The following is a 19,592-nucleotide window of genomic DNA, read 5'->3' as shown; positions in this document are numbered from 1 at the left end:
AGAAGGTGAGATTTAAATGAATCTAGTAAAAAAAGGTGCTGCTCTATTAATGGTAGCAACAATGGCATTATCTAGTGTCGCTTGTTCAAATAGTAAAACAGAGGGAAAACCTGAAGCACAGGCAAAAGTAGCACCAGTTGAAAAAAATGGTGATAAAACAGTAATTCGCTTCTGGCATGCGATGGGTGGAAAAACACAAGGAGTACTAGAGGGTCTTGTTGCAGACTATAATAAGTCGCAAAATAAATACGAGATAAAGGCAGAGTTCCAAGGGACATATGAAGAGTCTTTAACGAAATTTAGAACGATGTCTGCAACGAAAGAAGCGCCAGCTCTTGTTCAATCGAGTGAAATTACAACGAAATATATGATTGATAGCAAAAAAATCACACCAATTGATAGCTGGATAAAAAAAGATAAGTACGATACGTCAAAATTAGAAAAAGCAATTACAAATTATTATTCAGTTGATGGAAAAATGTATTCTATGCCATTTAATTCATCTACACCAGTATTAATTTATAATAAAGATGCTTTCGCAAAGGCGGGCTTAGATCCAGAGAAAGCTCCAAAAACATATGCGGAATTACAAGAAGCAGCGAAAAAGTTAACGATTAAAGAAGGCGGAAATGTAAAACAATATGGATTCTCCATGCTTAACTATGGTTGGTTCTTTGAAGAGTTGTTAGCGACACAAGGTGCTTTATATGTAAATAACGAAAACGGCCGTAAAGATGCTGCAAAGAAGGCGGTATTTAACGGTAAAGAAGGACAGAAAGTATTTGGAATGTTAGATGATTTAAATAAAGCTGGCGCACTTGGAAAGTATGGAGCAAGTTGGGATGATATTCGTGCTGCGTTCCAGTCTGGACAAGTTGCTATGTATTTAGATTCTTCAGCAGGTGTTCGTGATTTAATTGATGCATCTAAGTTTAATGTAGGTGTTTCATATATTCCATATCCAGAGGATTCGAAACAAAATGGTGTTGTCATTGGAGGCGCATCATTATGGATGACGAATATGGTTTCAGAAGAAACGCAACAAGGTGCTTGGGACTTTATGAAATATTTAACGAAGCCAGACGTACAAGCGAAATGGCATACGGCAACAGGCTATTTCTCAATTAATCCAGATGCATATAATGAGCCGTTAGTAAAAGAGCAATATGAAAAATATCCACAGTTGAAAGTAACAGTAGATCAACTGCAAGCGACGAAGCAATCTCCAGCAACACAAGGTGCTTTAATTAGTGTATTCCCAGAATCACGAGATGCAGTTGTAAAAGCATTGGAAGCAATGTATGACGGAAAGAATAGTAAAGAGGCGTTAGATGAAGCTGCCAAAGCAACAGATAGAGCAATTAGCATTTCAGCTCGTACGAGTCAAAAATAAGAGAAAGCCGTATCCTTAAAAGGGATACGGCTTTCTTTATAGGGAGATAAGGGATCAAAGAAATGATGAAGTCTTATCTCTTTTATATGAGTAAAGGGTCTAGAGTGAATGTTGTCCTTTTCATTATTTATTCAACTCCATTGCGACTTGTTTACCATTTACGAAAACCTCTACTATCGCTACTACAACTTCCATTACTTTTTTCATCTCTCATCTCTCCTTGTTTTTTGTTTCATTTCTTACTCTCAGTATAAGGAGATACAGTAATTACAACTATCGAATTGGATGACAAGAGACTTACATTGTTGTAAGGATAATAGTTTAGTTTGTAATAAAGTGAAACTTTAATCAATGGGGCTTTTCTTCATCCCCCAATGATTATTAGCCCTCACCAATCGGGCTTTTACGGGCAGCCCTACCCCCACCTAACTTCTTTGCTTCTGCTGAATTTTGAGGTGGGGGTCTTACTGCCCGTTAATGCGAGATAAATTTAATTCAAGGTTAAGATTCGGAATTTTCCGTTGTTTTGAACTATAATTAGAAAGAGGGGGGATAATATGAAAAGAATTCTTGTTATTAGTGATATTCATGGAGAAATAGAAAAGTTCGAACAGTTGTTGAAAGAAGCTCAATATGATGCGAAACAGGATCAATTAATCTTACTGGGAGATTATGTAGATCGTGGTCCAAATGCGCGTGCTGTAATTGAAAAGGTAAAAGAATTGAAAGAAGAGGGAGCTCTCATTTTAAAAGGAAATCATGAAGATATGATGATTAAGGCGTTAACGACAAATGAGGAACGTTCATGGAACCATTGGGTAAAAAGAAATGGTGGAGATAAGACATTATATAGTTATGGATTTCTAGAAGAAGATATTGTGGTTAATGAGAAAGACTTCCAAAAACCGATTTTACAATCTTCTGTATTAGAGGAACATATAAAGTTTATTCAAGAATTAGATCATTACATTGAAACAGAAGAGTATATATTTGTACATGCTGGGGTTGAGCCGATGAAACGAGTTTCTGAATCTGAACCATATACGTTAATGTGGATCCGTAATGAATTTCATAATGGATATAGCGGTGAAAAGGTTGTTGTATTTGGGCATACGGAAACAAAAACGCTTCATAGTAGTGAGGATTGCGGAGTGTATTTTGGTAGTAATCGTATTATTGGAATTGATGGCGGGGCTGTGTATGGTGGTCAGCTAAATTGTTTGGAGTTGCCAAGTAAAAAGGTATATGTAATAAAAAATTGAAAGAGATAAGAGGAATCTTATTTCTTTCAATTTTTTATTAAGGTAAATTTAAGACAAAGTTTTTATAATAAAATTTCAAAATTTTAGAAGGAAATAGTTGAAAATGAAATTACGTAATATAACTACATTCTTTTGTTATGAAGAGAAGAAATGTAATAATAAATAGAATTGAACTATTTGATGGAAGGTGAGAGCATGCGCTTACTTGTAGTAGAAGATAATACTTCGTTATTAGAGTCTATCGTACAAATTTTGCGTGATGAATTTGAAGTAGATACGGCAATAAATGGAGAAGATGGATTGTTTTTAGCGCTTCAAAATATATATGATGCAATTTTGTTGGATGTGATGATGCCAGGGATGGACGGATTTGAAGTGATTCAAAAAATACGTGATGAAAAGATTGAAACACCAGTCCTGTTTTTGACAGCGAGAGATTCTTTAGAAGATCGGGTGAAGGGATTGGACTTTGGTGGAGATGACTATATCGTTAAGCCATTTCAGGCCCCTGAATTAAAAGCGAGAATTCGCGCTTTACTACGCAGAAGTGGTAGTTTAACAACGCAGCAAACGATTCGCTATAAAGGGATTGAATTGTTCGGAAAAGATAAAGACGTTCAAGTAGATGGACAAGGTATTAAGTTGACATTGAAACAATATGAGCTACTAGAGTATCTCATTCAAAATAGCGGGAAGATTTTAATGCGTGAACAAATTTTTGATCGTGTTTGGGGATTTGATTCAGATACGACAGTAGCAATTGTAGAAGTGTATGTGCATCATTTACGTAAAAAATTAGAGCCATTCGGTTATCAGAAAGATATTCAAACCGTTCGAGGTATTGGATATATATTAAAAGAACAATGAAAAAAGGAAGTATGTTTCAAAAGACACGCATTCGTTTGACTATAGTGAATTCATTAGTATTTATCCTATTAATAGGTATATTAGGCAGTATTATTTATTCATACACATATAAGCGTATTTATAATGAAGTGGATCAATCTATAAAAATGATGGCTCAGTATAGAGAAAAATTAGATGTTAAAATACCACCAAGAAAACGCATAGAGAATATCCAGATTGGAGATCCGCGAGTAACTAGAATAACTTGGAATGGGAAAATAGTGAAAATAGAGGGCGATAACCGTAAATTCCGTTCTATTTTTGAAGAGAATTTGGAAAAGTTTTCTCCAAAAAAATTAGGGGAGTTACAGGATATTGAAGTACAAGGACGATATTTTAGAGCATTTTCGCTTCAAAAAGATGGAGAAATAGTTCAAATCGTGCGAGATATAACAGCGGAAGAAAGAATGTTAAATACTTTATTTTTAATCCTCGTTATAGGTTGTAGCATAGGAAGCCTCTGTGCGATAGGTATCGGCTTTTTCCTAGCTGGCAGAGCACTTGTACCTATTCAAAATTCATGGGAGAAACAGCAGCAATTCGTTTCTGATGCATCACATGAACTAAGGACACCGCTTGCAGTTATTCAATCAAAAACGGATGTGTTATTCCAATCACCATCCGCTACGATAGAAGAAAAAGCGATGGATATTTCTACAATTTCAAAAGAATGTAGGCGGTTATCGAAACTCGTTAGTAATTTATTATTGCTAGCACGTTCTGATTCTAATCAAATTGAGATGGATAAGAAAACATTTGAACTTGATAAATTGTTAGAAGAAATAGTAGCTCCATATAAAGAGATTGCTTCTTATCAGGAAAAAGAAATGATACTAAAAGTAGAACGTGGTGTATCTTTTATGGGGGATAGAGAGCGGATTCATCAAATGATGGTCATACTGTTAGATAATGCGATGAAGTATACAAACGAAGGTGGGCATATTCAAATAGATTGTACGCAAACGAGTAGTTCAATTCGTATACAGGTGAAGGATGACGGGATAGGAGTGAAAGAAGAAGATATTCCGAAATTATTTGATCGTTTTTATCAAGGGGATAAAGCAAGAAGTACGTCAGAAGGAGCTGGATTAGGTCTTTCAATCGCAAATTGGATTGTAGAAAAGCATTATGGAAAAATATCAGTAGAGAGCAGATGGGGAAATGGCACTTGTTTTGAAGTGATTTTTCCTAAAAATCAAAAAATATAAGTAAGAAGACGATCTTGTTTTTACAAGGTCGTCTTTTTTTTAAGGGAAAGTTAAGAAACTATTTATATTATGTATGGCATAAAGAACGTTCGTTACATGAAGAAGAGACTAGGTGTATGTGAGTGGATTTTATCAATCATAATGTTATCTCAAGCAGCGATGAGATGTATGTATAGTATTAAAAAAATTATGGGAATGCTGAAAAAGAAAGTGTAAGAGGGAGGAATTAATTTTGAAAAAGAAAATGATGACGGTATTCACTATTGGAGTAATGAGTTTAAGCATATTAGGGGGTGCCTCTCCTTCTGAAACACAAAAAGGAAAGACAGATTACACGCAGCGCAGTAAAGAACAATTGAACAATGGTAAGATACATGCAGTGCATACAGAAGAAAAAGCAGAGGAACTAGGTATTGAAACGGAAGGAAAAGAACAAATTACATTAGAAAAAGAAATTCATGAAACAGAAGTAGGAAGGGAAGCAGAGCAGTTAGGTATTTCGATTGAAGGAAAAGATGTTGGGATGCTGTCAGAAGAAATCTATGAAACAAAAGTAAAGCAAGAAGCGTTAAAGCTAGGTATATCTATAGAGAATACATCAATTGTAGATTTAATTACTCAAATTAATACGATTAAAATTAAAGATGAAGCAGATAAATTAGGCATTTCTACAGATGGAAAAGAAATTGAAGACATCGCGGAAGAAATCTACGGAACGAAAGTAAGAGAAGAAGCAGGAAAGTTAGACATTTCTCAAAAAGGAAAAGAAATTGAAGAGTTAGCACAAGAAGTGTACGAACAAAAAGTACAGGAAGAAGCAAAAAAATATCATATTGATTTGTACGGTAAAGATATATATCAAATATTAAAAGAAATTAATGAACAAAAGGTGCTACAAATGGCAGATGAGCTTAATATGGATAAAATGAATATGAATATTCAAGAGTTAGCGGAAAAGATAAAAAAAGATCAGCCTGAAAAAGGAAAAGAACTAAATTTTGTACCGATGATTAGAACGGATGCTGACGCATTTTATTCTTATTTAACGAATTAATAAGGGCGTGAAAGTGATAAGAAAATTGAAGTGGTATATATGTACAGCTTTACTAGGTGCAGCAATATGGAGTGTATATACAAATGGAATTCCAAAGTATGTAGAGAAGTTTACATTCTCAAATATACAAAGAGGAAAAGAAACGGAGTTTAGTAATAACGATGAAAAAGTCATCTTATCAAATGTTCCATTAATTCAGCAGTTACCAGAATTGGATAGAGGCTGTGAAGTGACAAGTTTAGCAATGATGTTACAATACGCTGGTGTTTCAGTGGATAAGATGACATTAGCAAATGAAATAAAAAAAGTTGATTTTATAGACGATGGTGTGCGCGGGAATCCGAATGAAGGATTTGTAGGTAATATTTATACATTCTCTGAATCAGGATATGGTGTATATCATGGGCCACTTTTTCAGTTAGCAGAAAAATATTTACCTAATAAAGCTGTAGACTTAACTGGGAAGAATATAGAAGAGATTTATAAGAGTGTAAAAGCAGGGAAACCGGTAGTCATGATTACGAATGCAACATTTGCACCATTAGATGAAGATGAATTTACTACATGGGAAACAAATAGTGGAGATGTTTCTATTACGTATAATGAACATTGTATTGTACTTATTGGGTATGATCAGGAATCTGTATATATTCGAGATCCACTTGAGGATAGCTTAGATGTAAAAGTACCGAGAGAAAGCTTTGAACAGGCATGGGTGCAAATGGGGAGTCAGGCAATTAGTTATGTAAAGAGCTCCAAATAAATTAGGATGAAGAGTTTTAGTAAGATGACTATAAGGCGAAGGATAGAGATTGAAGATTATAAGAGAAATTTTTTAGAGTAGAAGCTGTTGAGAAATAAGAGAACTTTAGTATATATAATGCTAAAGTTCTCTTATTTTATGATTAAAATCCTTATTAAGGAGTGAATATGGAAAAATGCATAATTGACGAAAAATTTACATGTTATCATTATATATTGTTTTATGTATGTTAATTGTATAAAATGACACAAGTATCCACATTACATAAAGGAGGCTTATTATGCAAAAAATATTTAACTGGGTTAAATGTATGAGTATCAAGAAAAAATTAATCATTTCATTTTTTATTATTTTAACTATACCAGGAATTATTATCGGTGGTGTTTCATATCAAACTGCCAAAACAAATTTTGAACATCAAATGACAGATAAAGCAAAGGAGAATATTTCAGTTTTAAATACTGTTATTTCTCAAAATATAGAAGAGAAATTTGTTGATGCGACGTATTTTGCAGACATCTTAACAGAGGATACATATCCAAATGGACAAGAAGAGATAGTGAGAACGAAGTTAGCACAATATATAAAGCTTCATCCAGAAGTAGAAGGTATTTATATTGGAACGCAGACGGGAAAGTTTATAAGAGAACCATTTATCCAAATGGCTGATGGGTATAATCCAACAGATAGATCTTGGTATAAAGAAGCACATGAAAATAAAGGGAAAGTAATTGTTACTGCACCATATCAATCAGCATCTACAAAAAATATGGTAGTGACCATTGCGAAAGAAGTAAAAGATGGTAAAGGTGTTATAGGAATTAACTTAAATTTAGATAACATCTTAAAAATTTCTAAAATGATTAACATTGGTGAAAAAGGTTATGCAGTTATTTTAGATCAAAATAAGCAAATTGTTAGTCATCCATCTAGAAAACCAGGTGCGAAAGTTACTGATCCTTGGGTTAAACCAATTTATGAAGATAAACAAGGAAATGTGTCTTATACAGAACAAGATGATAAAAAGAATTTAATCTTTGCAACAAATGAAAAAACCGGCTGGAAAGTAGTTGGAGTTATGTTCGATGAAGAAATTACCCAAGCTGCCAGTCCAGTGTTTTATAAGACTTTAATTGTTATTGCTATCGCTATTGCATTTGGTAGTGTATTAATTTATTTCATTACAAGGTCTATTACAGGGCCATTACGAAAAATAGCTGAATCAGCATATAAAATTAGTAAGGGAGATTTAACAGAGAAAATTACAATCCATTCTAAGGATGACATAGGGAAATTAGGGACTTCATTTAATGAAATGTCTACGTCTTTACAAGATGTTATTACCCAAATTAGCTTTTCAGCAGAACATGTCGCGGCATCGGCTGAGGAGTTAACAGCGAGCGTACAGCAAGCAAATGATGCGACAGATCAAATTACAATTGCAATGGAACAAGTATCAGGTGGGGCTGAATCACAAAGTCAAGGTGTTGAAGAAGGTGCGGCTACATTACAACAAGTAAATACAGCAATTCAAGATGTAACCGGAAGCGCAGAGTCAATTTCTATTTCCTCATTACATGCGAGAGAAAGAGCTGAAGAGGGAGAAGATTTAGTTGAACAAACTGCAAAACAAATGCAGTCTATTTCTAGGTCGGTATCCGAGTCAGATGCTATTATTAAACTTCTTGATGAGAAATCAAAGCAAGTAGGAGCTATTTCTGAAGCAATTCAAAACATAGCTACTCAAACGAACTTATTAGCTTTAAATGCGGCTATTGAAGCAGCAAGAGCAGGTGAACAGGGTCGAGGATTTGCTATTGTAGCAGATGAGGTTAGAAAATTAGCAGAGCAATCAGGAGAGTCATCTGGAGAGATTGCAAATTTAATTGCAGAAATTAAGGCGGATATTGAACATACTGTTAAGGCAATGGATAATGTGAATGGAGAAGTTCAACAAGGCCTTGATGTTGTAACAAAAACGAAAGTAAGTTTTACGGAAATTTTAAGTTCTACTACACATATTGTTTCTCAAGTTAATCAAATGGTAGAAACAACGAAGAGAATTGCTGGAGATGCAAATGAAGTGACAAATGCTATTGATGAAATTGCAGCGGCTGCAGAAGAAAATACAGCTAGTATGCAAAGTGTTGCGGCTTCAACAGAAGAACAGGTTAATTCAATGGAGGAAATTAGTTCAGCTTCGCAAAACTTAGCTGGGATGGCCGAAGAACTACAAGCGATGACTAGTAAATTTAAAGTATAATAACAGCAGATAAGTAAGGTGAAAATAATATCACCTTACTTATTTTTCTATTCAGCAATTAGGGGAGTCATTAACGGGATGAAAAAAAGAAAAAGACTATGGAATTTGTGGAAAACGATTACATTGTTAGTTTGTACAGTTGTAATTTTTTCTTTACTTGTGACAGATATATTAATTAGTAATAATGTAGAACGGGCGACGGAGGATAGCCAAGCAGAGAAAGCAAAAACAATTGCACACATTGTGGCGAATGATTCAATTGTAATCAATGGCTTGGTTGGGAAAGCGGATAATCCTGCAATCCAAACGTATACAAATAGGATATTAAAAAACACAGGTGTTCAATTTATTGTAGTTATGGACATGGATGGAATAAGAAAATCTCATCCAGATCCTCAAAAAATAGGTCGTCATTTCATTGGTGGGGACGAAGGGCCTGCATTGAAAGGAAAAGAACATGTATCGTTAGCAGAAGGAACTTTAGGTATTTCCATGCGAGTGTTTGTACCAATATTTTCTGAAACAGGTGAACAACTTGGAGCAGTGGCCGTTGGTATTTCAGCAGATAATGTAAAAGAGAGAGTTAAGGAAAGTAGACATATCATTTATATTGGTGTCGGAGTTGGAGTATTAGTCGGAATTATAGGAGCAATATTGCTAGCTAGACATATCAAGAAAAGTTTATTCGGTCTTGAGCCGCACAGGATAGCAAAAATTCTTGAAGAAAGAAATACGATGCTACAATCTGTAAAGGAGGGGATCATTGCTGTAGATAAAGAGGCTAGAGTAACGTTAATTAATAATGAAGCAAAACGTCTATTTAAAAAAAGTGGACTTGAAGAAAATTTTATCGGTAAAGATGTTGAGTTGTATATGCCAAATTCACGTATAAAAGAAGTATTGCAAACGGGAGAAGTACAATTAAACGAAGAACAAAATATTTATGGAATTACGATTGTGACGAATCGAGTTCCTTTATATGTAAAAGGAGAAATAGTGGGTGCAATTGCAACATTTCGTGATAAAACAGAGATTAGAAAACTAGCAGAGGAACTAACTGGTATTAGACTATATGCAGAAGCATTACGGGCACAATCTCATGAGTTTATGAATAAGATGCATGTCGTATTAGGGCTTACACATATGAAACAGTATGAAGAATTACAGAGGTATATAAGCGGTATGGTATCAGAGCATCAATATGAAATTGGTGGAGTTATGAAAAGAATAAAAAGTCCAGTATTTGCTGGTTTTTTACTAGGTAAGCTCAGCTATGCTAGAGAGAAAAATATAAAATTAATTATAAGTGAAGATTCTTATATGCCGGAAATAGATGATGAAAGTATTACTCATGAACTTATTACGATTGTCGGAAATTTAATTGATAATGCATTAGAAGCAGTGATGAATTGTGAAAAGAAGCAAGTTGAAATTGAGATACAACATGGGGATATATTAACTATTACAGTACAAGATACGGGAAAAGGTATACAAGAAAAAGAAATAGAGGAATTATTTACGAAAGGTTATTCCACAAAGGGAGATAACCGGGGTTATGGTTTGTATCTTGTAAAAGAAAGTATACAGCGAATAAATGGGGAAATTCATATGCATTCATTAGTAGGAAAGGGAACAACGATAACAATTGAAATACCTAAAGGTAGGGATGAGAGGCAAATATGATTAAAGTTTTAATTGTAGAAGATGACCCGATGGTAGCAATGTTAAATACGCACTATTTAGAGCAAGTAGGAGGGTTTGAACTTGTTCAAGCAGCTAACTCAGTAAAGTCGGCGATAGAAGTATTAGAGACATCACGAGTGGATTTAGTATTACTTGATATTTTTATGCCTGAAGAGACTGGGTTTGAGCTTTTAATGTATATCCGGAACCAAGAAAAAGAAATCGATATAATGATGATTTCAGCTGTACATGATATGGGGAGTATTAAAAAAGCATTACAATATGGAGTTGTAGATTATTTAATTAAACCATTTACATTTGAACGATTTAAAGAGGCATTAACTATATATCGAGAGAAATTTACTTTCATGAAAGAACAACAAAAAATTAGTCAATCGGAATTAGATTCGTTAATTTTACAAAAAGAAAAAAGAGAGCCTACTGTCACTAAAGAGCTTCCGAAAGGGTTAACGAAGCAAACGTTGCAATTAATTTGGCAGAAGATCGAGTCGCTGAATGGAAGAGTGTTTACAACAGATGAAATGGCACAATTAGTTGGAATTTCAAGAGTTTCTATTCGAAAATATGTAATGTTTTTGACTGACATTGGGGTGTTAGAAAACGAAATGATGTACCAACATGTGGGAAGACCTGTAAGTAAATTAAGATGTGTTGATCAAAAGAAAATAGAGTTTTACGTATAAGCGACTTAGTATAAGTCGCTTATACTTTTTTTAATTACAAAATCAATTACAAAACTTACAAAAACTATTTTTACTATTGAAAGCGTTTTAATATTGTTATTAAGAAAACGAGGGGGTGCCATATGGGAATTCAAAAGAATGTGGAAGCGGTATCATTTTCTGAAGGAAATGAAGTACAAAGAGAATCTTTCGCTTCTAAAATTATGAATGTAAAAATCGGTGTTATACCTTTACCGTTATATGTAGTATTGGCTGCTATTATTTATGGGGCATCTGTATATAATAAATTGCCAGCAGATATGATTGGTGGATTTGCAGTTATTATGATCATGGGGATTTTCTTAGGCGATATTGGGATGAGAATTCCAATTTTAAAAAATATCGGCGGTCCAGCAATACTTTCGTTATTTATTCCATCATTACTTGTATTTTTTAACTGGATGAATCCAGCTTCAATGGAAGCTGCGACAATGTTAATGAAAAAATCGAACTTTTTATATCTATATATTTCTTGTTTAGTAGTCGGAAGTATTTTAGGAATGAACCGTAAAGTGTTAGTACAAGGTTTCGTTCGTATGTTTATTCCTTTAGTAGTAGGGACGTTAGCTTCTGTAGCAGTAGGATTATTGGTCGGTTCACTATTTGGATTTGAAATGAAGCAGACATTCTTCTTTATCATCGTACCAATTGTGAGTGGTGGTATCGGGGAAGGAATTTTACCATTGTCGCTAGCTTATAGTGATATTTTAAATGAATCATCAGCAACGTTTGTATCACAGCTTATTCCAGCAGCTATTATTGGAAATATGTTCGCAATTGTAAGTGCAGGGTATATGAAGCGTTTAGGTGAGAAGAAACCGGAGCTTAGTGGTAACGGTGTATTAGTGAAAACGGACAATCAAGCAGAATTATTAAAAGAACAAAATACAGAGAAGCCAATTGACTTCTCATTAATGGGAGCAGGTTTATTAATTGCGTGTACGTTCTTCATCTTCGGAGGATTTGCTTCTAAGTTCATCGGTATTCCTGGGGCAATCATTATGATTTTCTCAGCAGCACTTGTGAAATACTTTAAATTAATGCCAGCGAAAATGGAGCAAGGAGCATTCCATTTATATAAATTTATTTCAAAAAATTTAACTTGGCCTTTAATGGTTGGATTAGGATTGCTATATATTCCGTTAAAAGACGTAGCAGCAGTTCTTTCAGTAGGATATGTTGTTGTGTGTGCATCGGTTGTTCTTACAATGGTAGCATCAGGTTTTCTTGTAGGGAAAGTGATGAAAATGTATCCAGTTGAATCAGCGATTGTAACTGGATGTCATAGCGGTTTAGGTGGAACTGGAGATGTCGCTATTTTATCGGCTTCAAATCGTATGGAATTAATGCCGTTCGCGCAAATTTCTACTCGTTTAGGCGGGGCAGCAATGGTTGTAACAGCGACAATATTATTAAAGATGTTTTCATGATTAAACAAGCTAGCTATATTCATATAGCTAGCTTGTCAAATTAAGGGGAGATTATAAGTATGTTAGCAAATCAAATTAATGAAAGATCATTGTTATTGCATAAAGAGTTAGTAGGGAAAATTGAAATTACAAGTAAAGTGGAGGTAAATTCAGCGGATGATTTAAGCCTGACGTATACACCAGGTGTAGCTGAGTCTTGTAAAGCAATTGCGGCAGATGAAGAAACGGTGTATGACTATACAGCACGTGGTAATATGGTGGCGGTTGTCTCAGATGGAACAGCGGTACTTGGTTTAGGAAACATTGGACCAAAAGCGGCTATGCCTGTTATGGAAGGAAAAAGTATTTTGTTTAAGAAGTTTGCGAATGTAGATGCTTTCCCATTATGTTTAGGCACAACGGATGTAGATGAAATCGTTACCCTTGTAAAAAATTTAGAGCCTACATTTGCAGGGATTAATTTAGAAGATATTGCAGCACCACGTTGTTTTGAAATTGAAAAACGATTAAAAGAAGAAACGAATATTCCTATATTCCATGATGATCAACATGGAACAGCTATTGTCGTTTTAGCAGCTGTTATTAATGCATTAAAAGTTGTTAGCAAACAAATGGATAATGTAAAAATCGTTATTAACGGTGCGGGTTCGGCAGGAATTGCAATTGGAAAATTATTATTAAAGGCTGGTGCAAAGTACATTACATTAGTTAGCTTAGAAGGTATTGTTTGTGAAGGTGAAACATGGATGAACGAAGCGCAAATTGAAGTTTCAAAAAAGACAAATCGTGAACATGTGCGTGGAACGTTAAAAGAAGCGATTCACCAAGCTGATATTTTTATTGGCGTATCTGCTCCTAACGTATTAACGAAAGAACTTGTACAGACGATGAATGAGAAAGCAATTGTGTTTGCGATGGCGAATCCAATTCCAGAAATCTTCCCTGAGGATGCATTAGAGGCTGGGGCAGCTGTAGTAGGAACTGGGCGCTCGGATTATGCGAATCAAGTAAATAATGTATTGGCGTTTCCCGGAATATTCCGCGGTGCGTTAGATGTGCGCGCGACTGATATTACAGAAGAGATGAAATTAGCGGCAGCATATGGGATCGCTAACATCATTACGGACGAAGAACGTAATGCGAATTATGTAATCCCGAATCCATTAGATAAAAGAGTTGTTCCAAGTGTTGCAGAAGCAGTAGCGAAAGCAGCTATTGATTCAGGCGTGGCGCAAATTACGAAAATAACAAGTTATTAATAGCTAAAAGCAGTGCCTAAAAGGCACTGCTTTTTTGAGATAAGAAATCAAAATAATGAAGAAGTGTAGAATTATTTATGTTTCTTCACTATTTATTTAATTCCATTGCAACTTGTTTACCATTTACTAAAACCTCAGTTACTGCTACGATCACTTCTATCATTTTTTTCATCTCTCATCTCTCCTCGTTTCATTTCTTACTTTAAGTATAAGAGAAGAGAGATAATTCAACTATCGAAGTACATGACGTAGAAATTACATTGTTGTAAGAAAGTGGTTTATTTTTGTCACTTTACTCAGCGGTGATTACAAACTGATCATAATATTTTTCATTCACATATATATTTAATAACCATAATCCAGATGAAGGTAGTGACATAGCGAGAGGGAGTTCGCTTGTAGTAGAATCGATTGTATTTGAAGTAGTCCAAGTTTGTTTGGAAGTTTCTTTTTGAAAGAGTACTGGTGTTGGAGTTACAGATCCTTGTTTTAGCGCAATAATAGACAATTTTCCAGTTGGTATTTCAGAATCTAGAAAGTACCACATTATTTCATTTTGTTCATTTGCGATAATAGGACTATCAGCCATTGCGATTTTTTTTTCGATGCCTTTTAAAGGTATTTTTCCGTCTATGAATGAGGGTGCTTCTTCCCAATTTACATCTTTTAAAACACTAAGGTGAAAGAAGGAAGGTGCGTTCACTTGAGTGGATGATGTTGTGACAGCTTCTGTTTTAGGTACTTTTGAATCAGGTTGTGCTTGTGTGCATCCAGTGATGAGGAAGGAGAGAAGTAGCATAGTTCCGATTTTTTTCATGGTGCCACACTCCTAGTTTTTATTGTTAGTGTAATTGTATTTGCTAGAAGGCGGGACAATTCCTTTAAATTATAAAAAGAGGTCGTAAGTTTTGTACGACCTCTTTTGACATTTTTTATCCCGTAAAAGCCCGATTGGTGTAGGTTAATAATCTGTGGGGGGGATGAACAAACCCACACTGATTAAAGTTTCACCTTATATTTGTTCCGTTGTATAGGTTGGTTCGGTTTCTTTTTGAGGCATCGTCAAAAAAATAACGGACAGAACGATACATACGCCGCCTAATAATTGATATGTTCCAAAAGATTCATTTAGCCAAGTGATTGAAACGATGGCAGCTACAAGGGGTTCAATGCTAGATAAAATGCTTGTTTCTGTTGCGGCTAAATATTTCAGACTACCGATATAAAGAAGGAAAGAAAGAGTGCCGCTTATAATGATAAGAATAAGCATAGAAAAAGTTTTTGGTGTAAAGGTTTGTGAAAGCTGACTCCATCCAAACGAACTATTACAAATAAGCAGGGCGATGCCGCCGATTAACATCCCCCAGCCAATTACTATGGTTGTTCCGCATGCTTTAATAAGCGAAGCTGGATGGAGGGTATAAAATGCAAATCCGATTGCTGTTAATAGTCCAAAAATAATAGCTTCTTTAGATAAAACAACATTTTCAATTGAGCCATTTGTAATAATGAAGTATGTCCCTGTTAGCGCAGTTATAATTGCGAATAGTTGCATAGAAGCAGGGAATTTTCTTTGTTCAAATGCAACATACATGGTAATAAGAACAGGACCTAGAAATTGAAATAGCGTTGCTGTGACCGCGTTACTAATATGAACCGTTTCGATAAAGGCGTATTGTGCACCGAGCATGCCGAGAATAGAGAAAATAATAAGTTGTATAGAATATCTAGGGTGTTTCCAAATTTGAAATATGTTTTGTTTCTTTGTAAGTAAGAAAGACAAAATAAATATTCCTGCAAGCAACAAGCGAATTGTTAAAAAATCAATTGAGGATACATTAGTATGCTGAAATAGCCACTGAATCATTGGACCAGATAATCCCCATAATGTAGCCCCTGTAATAATCATAATAAGTCCGATACGTCTACCATTGTTCATTATCATGTTTCTCCTCTCCGGTATTTGATTTTTTATGTGTGACATGATAAAAGGAATTATATATAACTTCTGGTACTGTAAAAAGTATCAGATTTTAGTTTTATTAAGGGGTCAGATATTATGTTAGAATTAACGCCTAATTTAAATGTGAATAGTAAAAAGGCATTATATGTGCAATTGTATGAGTATATAAAAAAAGAAATTAAAGATGGATCGATTGTACCTTTTACGAAATTACCAGCTAAGCGAAAGTTAGCGATACATTTACAAGTAAGTAAAAATACAGTAGAGGCAGCGTACGAACAATTACTTGCAGAAGGTTATATTGAGTCGATATCGAGAAAAGGTTATTTTGTATGCAAGATTGAGCAAATGGTTCATGTAGAGGATTGCGGAGAGAGAATAGAAGAAGTACCGTTTCAGGAGAAGAGTTATAAATTTGACTTTACACAAACAGGAATTGATACAAATGCTTTTCCATTCAATATGTATCGGAAAATTGTAAATGAAGTATGGCAGCCGCATAATAACGAACTTCTCTTTCTAGGACACCCTCAAGGGGAAGCGAGCTTAAGAGAAGAGATTACGAATTATTTGTATGAATCTAGAGGTGTGCGTTGTTCAGCTAGTCAAATTGTATTAGGAGCGGGAACACAAATATTAGTGAAACTATTGTTTCAATTGTTAAAGGGAAGCAATTATGCAGTTGAAAACCCAGGGTATCATAGGAAGATGGTTGTTTTTGAACAGGGAGAAGCAAGAGTCCAAATGTTATCTTTAGATAGAGATGGAATTTGTATTGCAGATTTAGAAAATAGCAATGCGAATGTTGTATTTGTTACACCTTCCCATCAGTTTCCATATGGAATGATTATGCCTATTACGAGAAGGATGCAGCTCTTACAATGGGCAAAGAAAGAAGAGGGCAGGTATATGATTGAAGATGATTATGATAGTGAATTTCGCTATTCTGGAAAGCCTATACCGGCGCTACAAGGGTTAGATACAGAGGGGAAAGTTATTTATATGGGGACGCTATCTAAAGCATTATTGCCATCGCTACGGATGAGCTATATGGTGTTGCCGAAGAAATTAATTAAAAAGTATCAACAGCAATATTTATTTTATACACAAAGTGTTTCAAGAATGGACCAAGAAGTGATTAGAAGATTTTTAAATGAAGGCTATTGGGAAAAACATATTCATAAAATGCGTGTCGTCTACCGAAAGAAGAGAGATCGACTTGTTTTTGAAATAGAGAAGTATTTCTCTAATCGTGTTGAAGTGATAGGAGAAGATTCGGGATTACACATTTTATTAAAAGTGCATAACGGAATGCGGGAAGAAGAATTAATTCAAGAAGCTGCGAAACATAGTATCAAAATATATCCTGTGTCTACGTACTATAAAGACGGTACGGCGCCTGAGAGTGTAGTTTTACTTGGGTTTGCGATATTATCAGAGGAAGAAATTGCGAAAGCGATTCAATTATTACACACGGCATGGTTTACCAGAAAGTAAAAAACATCCTCCAAACATGAGGATGTTTTTTATTATTTATTTTCATCTAAGAATAAGACCATATGCTCTTCGTCCCAATATTGTCCGTTATATTTTAATGAACGTTCTTGTACACCGAATGTTTTAAAACCTAATGATTCATAAAGTTTTTTCGCTCCATCGTTGCCAACAACAACATCAAGCATAACTTGTTCTACTTCTAAAGATTTAGCAAGCTCAAGACATTCTTTAATAAGTGCTTTTCCTGCTCCAAGTCCACGTGCTTTTGGAGATACATATACAGAACCGATTTTAGCTTTATGTTCTTGTTTTACATATGGTTTCGTTTCCAGTGTTGCAACCCCGATTAATTTTCCATCTTTAAATGCACCTAGCGTATAGTTTTCATCTTGTGCTAATTTTTGTGCTTTATATTCAATCGCACACTCTTTATTAATAATATCTTCATAAGAAGAGCTGAATGCTTCAGGGTTTTGCTTTAATCCTTCTACGCGAAGTTCTAAGTAAATTTCTGCTTCGTCTTTTGTTAATACATGGATATCCAATTATATCACCCTCCAAATCTTTGCAAATGTACCTTTATTTTATATTGAAATAAGAATAATTTCAAAAGCTTAGCTTATATGAGCTGTTTTTATGAACAAAATAACACCAGTAGTGTTTACTACTACTGGTGTTTTCACACGCATATTATTCAAAAGGTAGCTCGATTATAAAGTTTGTTCCCGCTCCTAATTGGCTTGTTACTAGAATAGAACCGTTATGCAATTCTACAATTTCCTTTGCAACAGCTAGCCCGATACCTTTTCCGCCTGTAGCTCGTGTTCTAGATTTATCGACACGATAAAAGCGGTCAAAAATATGCGGGATATCTTCTTCAGGAATACCTTCACCTTCATCTTGTACACTTATTGTAAAAGAATCTGTTTCCATGAGTACACGTATCGTAATAGATGTGTTTTCTGGCGAATGTTGATAAGCGTTGTGTAATAAATTTAACATAACTTGTTCCATACGTCTTTCGTCTATACAAACTTCTAAATCATCTTTGCAATATACATGAAGTTGCATTTGCTTATTCGTTAATGTTGTTTTTGTTTTTTCAACCATTCGTTCTAAAAATGGCTGAAGAAGCACTTTTTGTTTTTTTATAACAAATTGGTGTTGTTCTAATTGTACAAGCATAAATAAATCTTGGACGAGATCGGTTACACTATCCGTTTCATCCTCAATGATTTGTAAGTATTCTTCTCGCTCCTCTTTTGTTAAAGAGTCTCTCTTTGCTACCTTTGCATAACCCTTCATATAGGTCAATGGAGTTAATAGTTCATGAGCGACACTAGCGAGAAATTCATTGCGCTCTTTTTTCATATACGTAAGTTCACTCGATAAATCTTCAATTGTTTTTGCTAAACTTCCGAGTTCATCATTCCGTTTAATACCTAATTGAATTGGTTTATTTAATTTTGACATTTTTTCTGTCGCTCTCTTCATTTTTACAAGTGGTTCTGTAATAACGCGTGAAAAAACAAAGACAGAAATTGTTGTTAAAATAATTGTTAAAACGCTAATGATAAGAAATTGGTTCATGAGTTTAAGTAACATATTTTCTAGGAAAGATGTTTTTAATAGCATATATAGCTTTCCTTGAAACTTTGTTGTGTTAAGTGGGCTTACTGTTGTGATGAACTTTGATTTTTTCCAGTTTCTTTCAACGACCAATCCGCCGTCTGGGACAGTTTCTGTTTTACAAGTAAGTTGTTTTTGCATATCTTTTGTTACGGGTTCTGAGGTGGAAATAATTTTGCCGTTATGGTCAGTAATAATGATAGCTATATCGGAGTTAGAAATTGATTCCGATTCAACTAAGTGTGCAGCCTCATTCGTAATATCGAACTCAGGATACACAGGACGTTTAGGATTTTTATTATGTTCAGCGTGTTTCATTTCTTTATAATATTCATCCCGTCTCTCGCGGCTTTTAATTTTTTTACTATAGCGATTACCTTTCTCTAAAAGAGCATCTGTTTCCTCTACAATACGCATTTTTGAAAGGCTTTTATAAAAAGATACGAAAGCAATTGTTTCAATACATAAAGCTAATATTAAAAAGTATGTCCCAATTTTAAGGGAAAGTTTACTCATTTTTTCACCATACCTTATTCATA

At 34.6% G+C, this 19,592-nt stretch carries 16 protein-coding genes and 1 pseudogene; 13 read left to right on the top strand and 4 right to left on the bottom strand.

Going from position 1 to position 19,592, the window contains the following annotated elements; translation table 11 throughout:
• Nucleotides 1–16 precede the first annotated feature (16 nt).
• The 12 genes and pseudogenes from N2V92_RS04630 (at nt 17) to N2V92_RS04580 (ending at nt 13,964) form a co-directional block, all read left to right on the top strand.
• A complete protein-coding gene (locus tag N2V92_RS04630; protein ID WP_001055010.1) occupies nt 17–1,393 on the top strand; it encodes an ABC transporter substrate-binding protein in 1,377 nt (458 codons plus the stop codon).
• Nucleotides 1,394–1,950: 557 nt separating this feature from the next.
• Nucleotides 1,951–2,655, top strand: coding sequence for a metallophosphoesterase family protein (locus N2V92_RS04625; RefSeq protein ID WP_000821983.1), 705 nt, complete (start codon nt 1,951–1,953; stop codon nt 2,653–2,655).
• A gap of 195 nt (nt 2,656–2,850) precedes the next feature.
• The gene (locus N2V92_RS04620; RefSeq protein ID WP_002162940.1) at nt 2,851–3,522 is read left to right on the top strand and encodes a response regulator transcription factor; all 672 of its coding nucleotides are present in this window, start codon (nt 2,851–2,853) and stop codon (nt 3,520–3,522) included.
• Entirely contained in the window at nt 3,519–4,769 is a 1,251-nt protein-coding gene (locus N2V92_RS04615; protein ID WP_000715828.1) for a sensor histidine kinase, read from the top strand. The genes N2V92_RS04620 and N2V92_RS04615 overlap by 4 nt, the downstream gene beginning before the upstream one ends.
• A 232-nt stretch (nt 4,770–5,001) precedes the next feature.
• Entirely contained in the window at nt 5,002–5,823 is an 822-nt protein-coding gene (locus N2V92_RS04610; RefSeq protein ID WP_000728579.1) for a hypothetical protein, read from the top strand.
• A gap of 7 nt (nt 5,824–5,830) precedes the next feature.
• Nucleotides 5,831–6,586: a C39 family peptidase gene (locus N2V92_RS04605; protein ID WP_003255893.1), complete on the top strand. Its 756-nt coding sequence runs from the start codon at nt 5,831–5,833 to the stop codon at nt 6,584–6,586.
• 280 nt (nt 6,587–6,866) lie between these two features.
• Nucleotides 6,867–7,910, top strand: a pseudogene (locus tag N2V92_RS29990) (HAMP domain-containing protein); the annotation flags it as partial.
• Nucleotides 7,902–8,849 (top strand): methyl-accepting chemotaxis protein, encoded by a 948-nt coding sequence (locus tag N2V92_RS29985; RefSeq protein ID WP_433996687.1) that lies wholly within the window; start codon nt 7,902–7,904, stop codon nt 8,847–8,849. The pseudogene N2V92_RS29990 and the gene N2V92_RS29985, both read left to right, overlap by 9 nt.
• Nucleotides 8,850–8,927: 78 nt before the next feature.
• Nucleotides 8,928–10,532, top strand: a complete 1,605-nt coding sequence (locus N2V92_RS04595) for a sensor histidine kinase (protein ID WP_170264824.1) — start codon at nt 8,928–8,930, stop codon at nt 10,530–10,532.
• Nucleotides 10,529–11,236: a response regulator gene (locus tag N2V92_RS04590; protein WP_000598656.1), complete on the top strand. Its 708-nt coding sequence runs from the start codon at nt 10,529–10,531 to the stop codon at nt 11,234–11,236. The genes N2V92_RS04595 and N2V92_RS04590 overlap by 4 nt, the downstream gene beginning before the upstream one ends.
• Nucleotides 11,237–11,358: 122 nt before the next feature.
• Nucleotides 11,359–12,705 carry a 2-hydroxycarboxylate transporter family protein gene (locus tag N2V92_RS04585; RefSeq protein WP_000512725.1) on the top strand — a complete coding sequence of 449 codons (1,347 nt, stop codon included), beginning with the start codon at nt 11,359–11,361 and terminating at the stop codon, nt 12,703–12,705.
• Between the two features lie 59 nt (nt 12,706–12,764).
• A complete protein-coding gene (locus N2V92_RS04580; RefSeq protein WP_000880775.1) occupies nt 12,765–13,964 on the top strand; it encodes an NAD(P)-dependent malic enzyme in 1,200 nt (399 codons plus the stop codon).
• A gap of 292 nt (nt 13,965–14,256) precedes the next feature.
• On the opposite strand, the gene N2V92_RS04575 is transcribed toward N2V92_RS04580, so the two are convergent.
• Nucleotides 14,257–14,781 (bottom strand): DUF4871 domain-containing protein, encoded by a 525-nt coding sequence (locus N2V92_RS04575; RefSeq protein ID WP_000719685.1) that lies wholly within the window; start codon nt 14,779–14,781, stop codon nt 14,257–14,259.
• 195 nt (nt 14,782–14,976) lie between these two features.
• Nucleotides 14,977–15,903, bottom strand: a complete 927-nt coding sequence (locus tag N2V92_RS04570; RefSeq protein WP_001059061.1) for a DMT family transporter — start codon at nt 15,901–15,903, stop codon at nt 14,977–14,979.
• Nucleotides 15,904–16,023: 120 nt separating this feature from the next.
• On the opposite strand from N2V92_RS04570, the gene pdxR reads away from it, so the two are divergent.
• Complete coding sequence (gene pdxR, locus N2V92_RS04565; RefSeq protein ID WP_000891922.1) at nt 16,024–17,424, top strand: MocR-like pyridoxine biosynthesis transcription factor PdxR; 1,401 nt, start codon at nt 16,024–16,026, stop codon at nt 17,422–17,424.
• A gap of 32 nt (nt 17,425–17,456) precedes the next feature.
• Here pdxR and N2V92_RS04560 read toward each other — a convergent pair whose 3' ends face one another.
• Nucleotides 17,457–17,969: a GNAT family N-acetyltransferase gene (locus tag N2V92_RS04560; RefSeq protein WP_000351212.1), complete on the bottom strand. Its 513-nt coding sequence runs from the start codon at nt 17,967–17,969 to the stop codon at nt 17,457–17,459.
• Nucleotides 17,970–18,114: 145 nt separating this feature from the next.
• Nucleotides 18,115–19,569 (bottom strand): HAMP domain-containing sensor histidine kinase, encoded by a 1,455-nt coding sequence (locus N2V92_RS04555; protein WP_000041024.1) that lies wholly within the window; start codon nt 19,567–19,569, stop codon nt 18,115–18,117.
• Nucleotides 19,570–19,592: the final 23 nt, after the last annotated feature.

The organism is Bacillus sp. CH_48, from assembly GCF_038008465.1.
Classification (GTDB): Bacteria; Bacillota; Bacilli; order Bacillales; family Bacillaceae_G; genus Bacillus_A; species Bacillus_A thuringiensis_S.
Note: the sequence above shows the minus strand (reverse complement) of the source record. Positions and strands in the feature narration are given on the sequence as shown.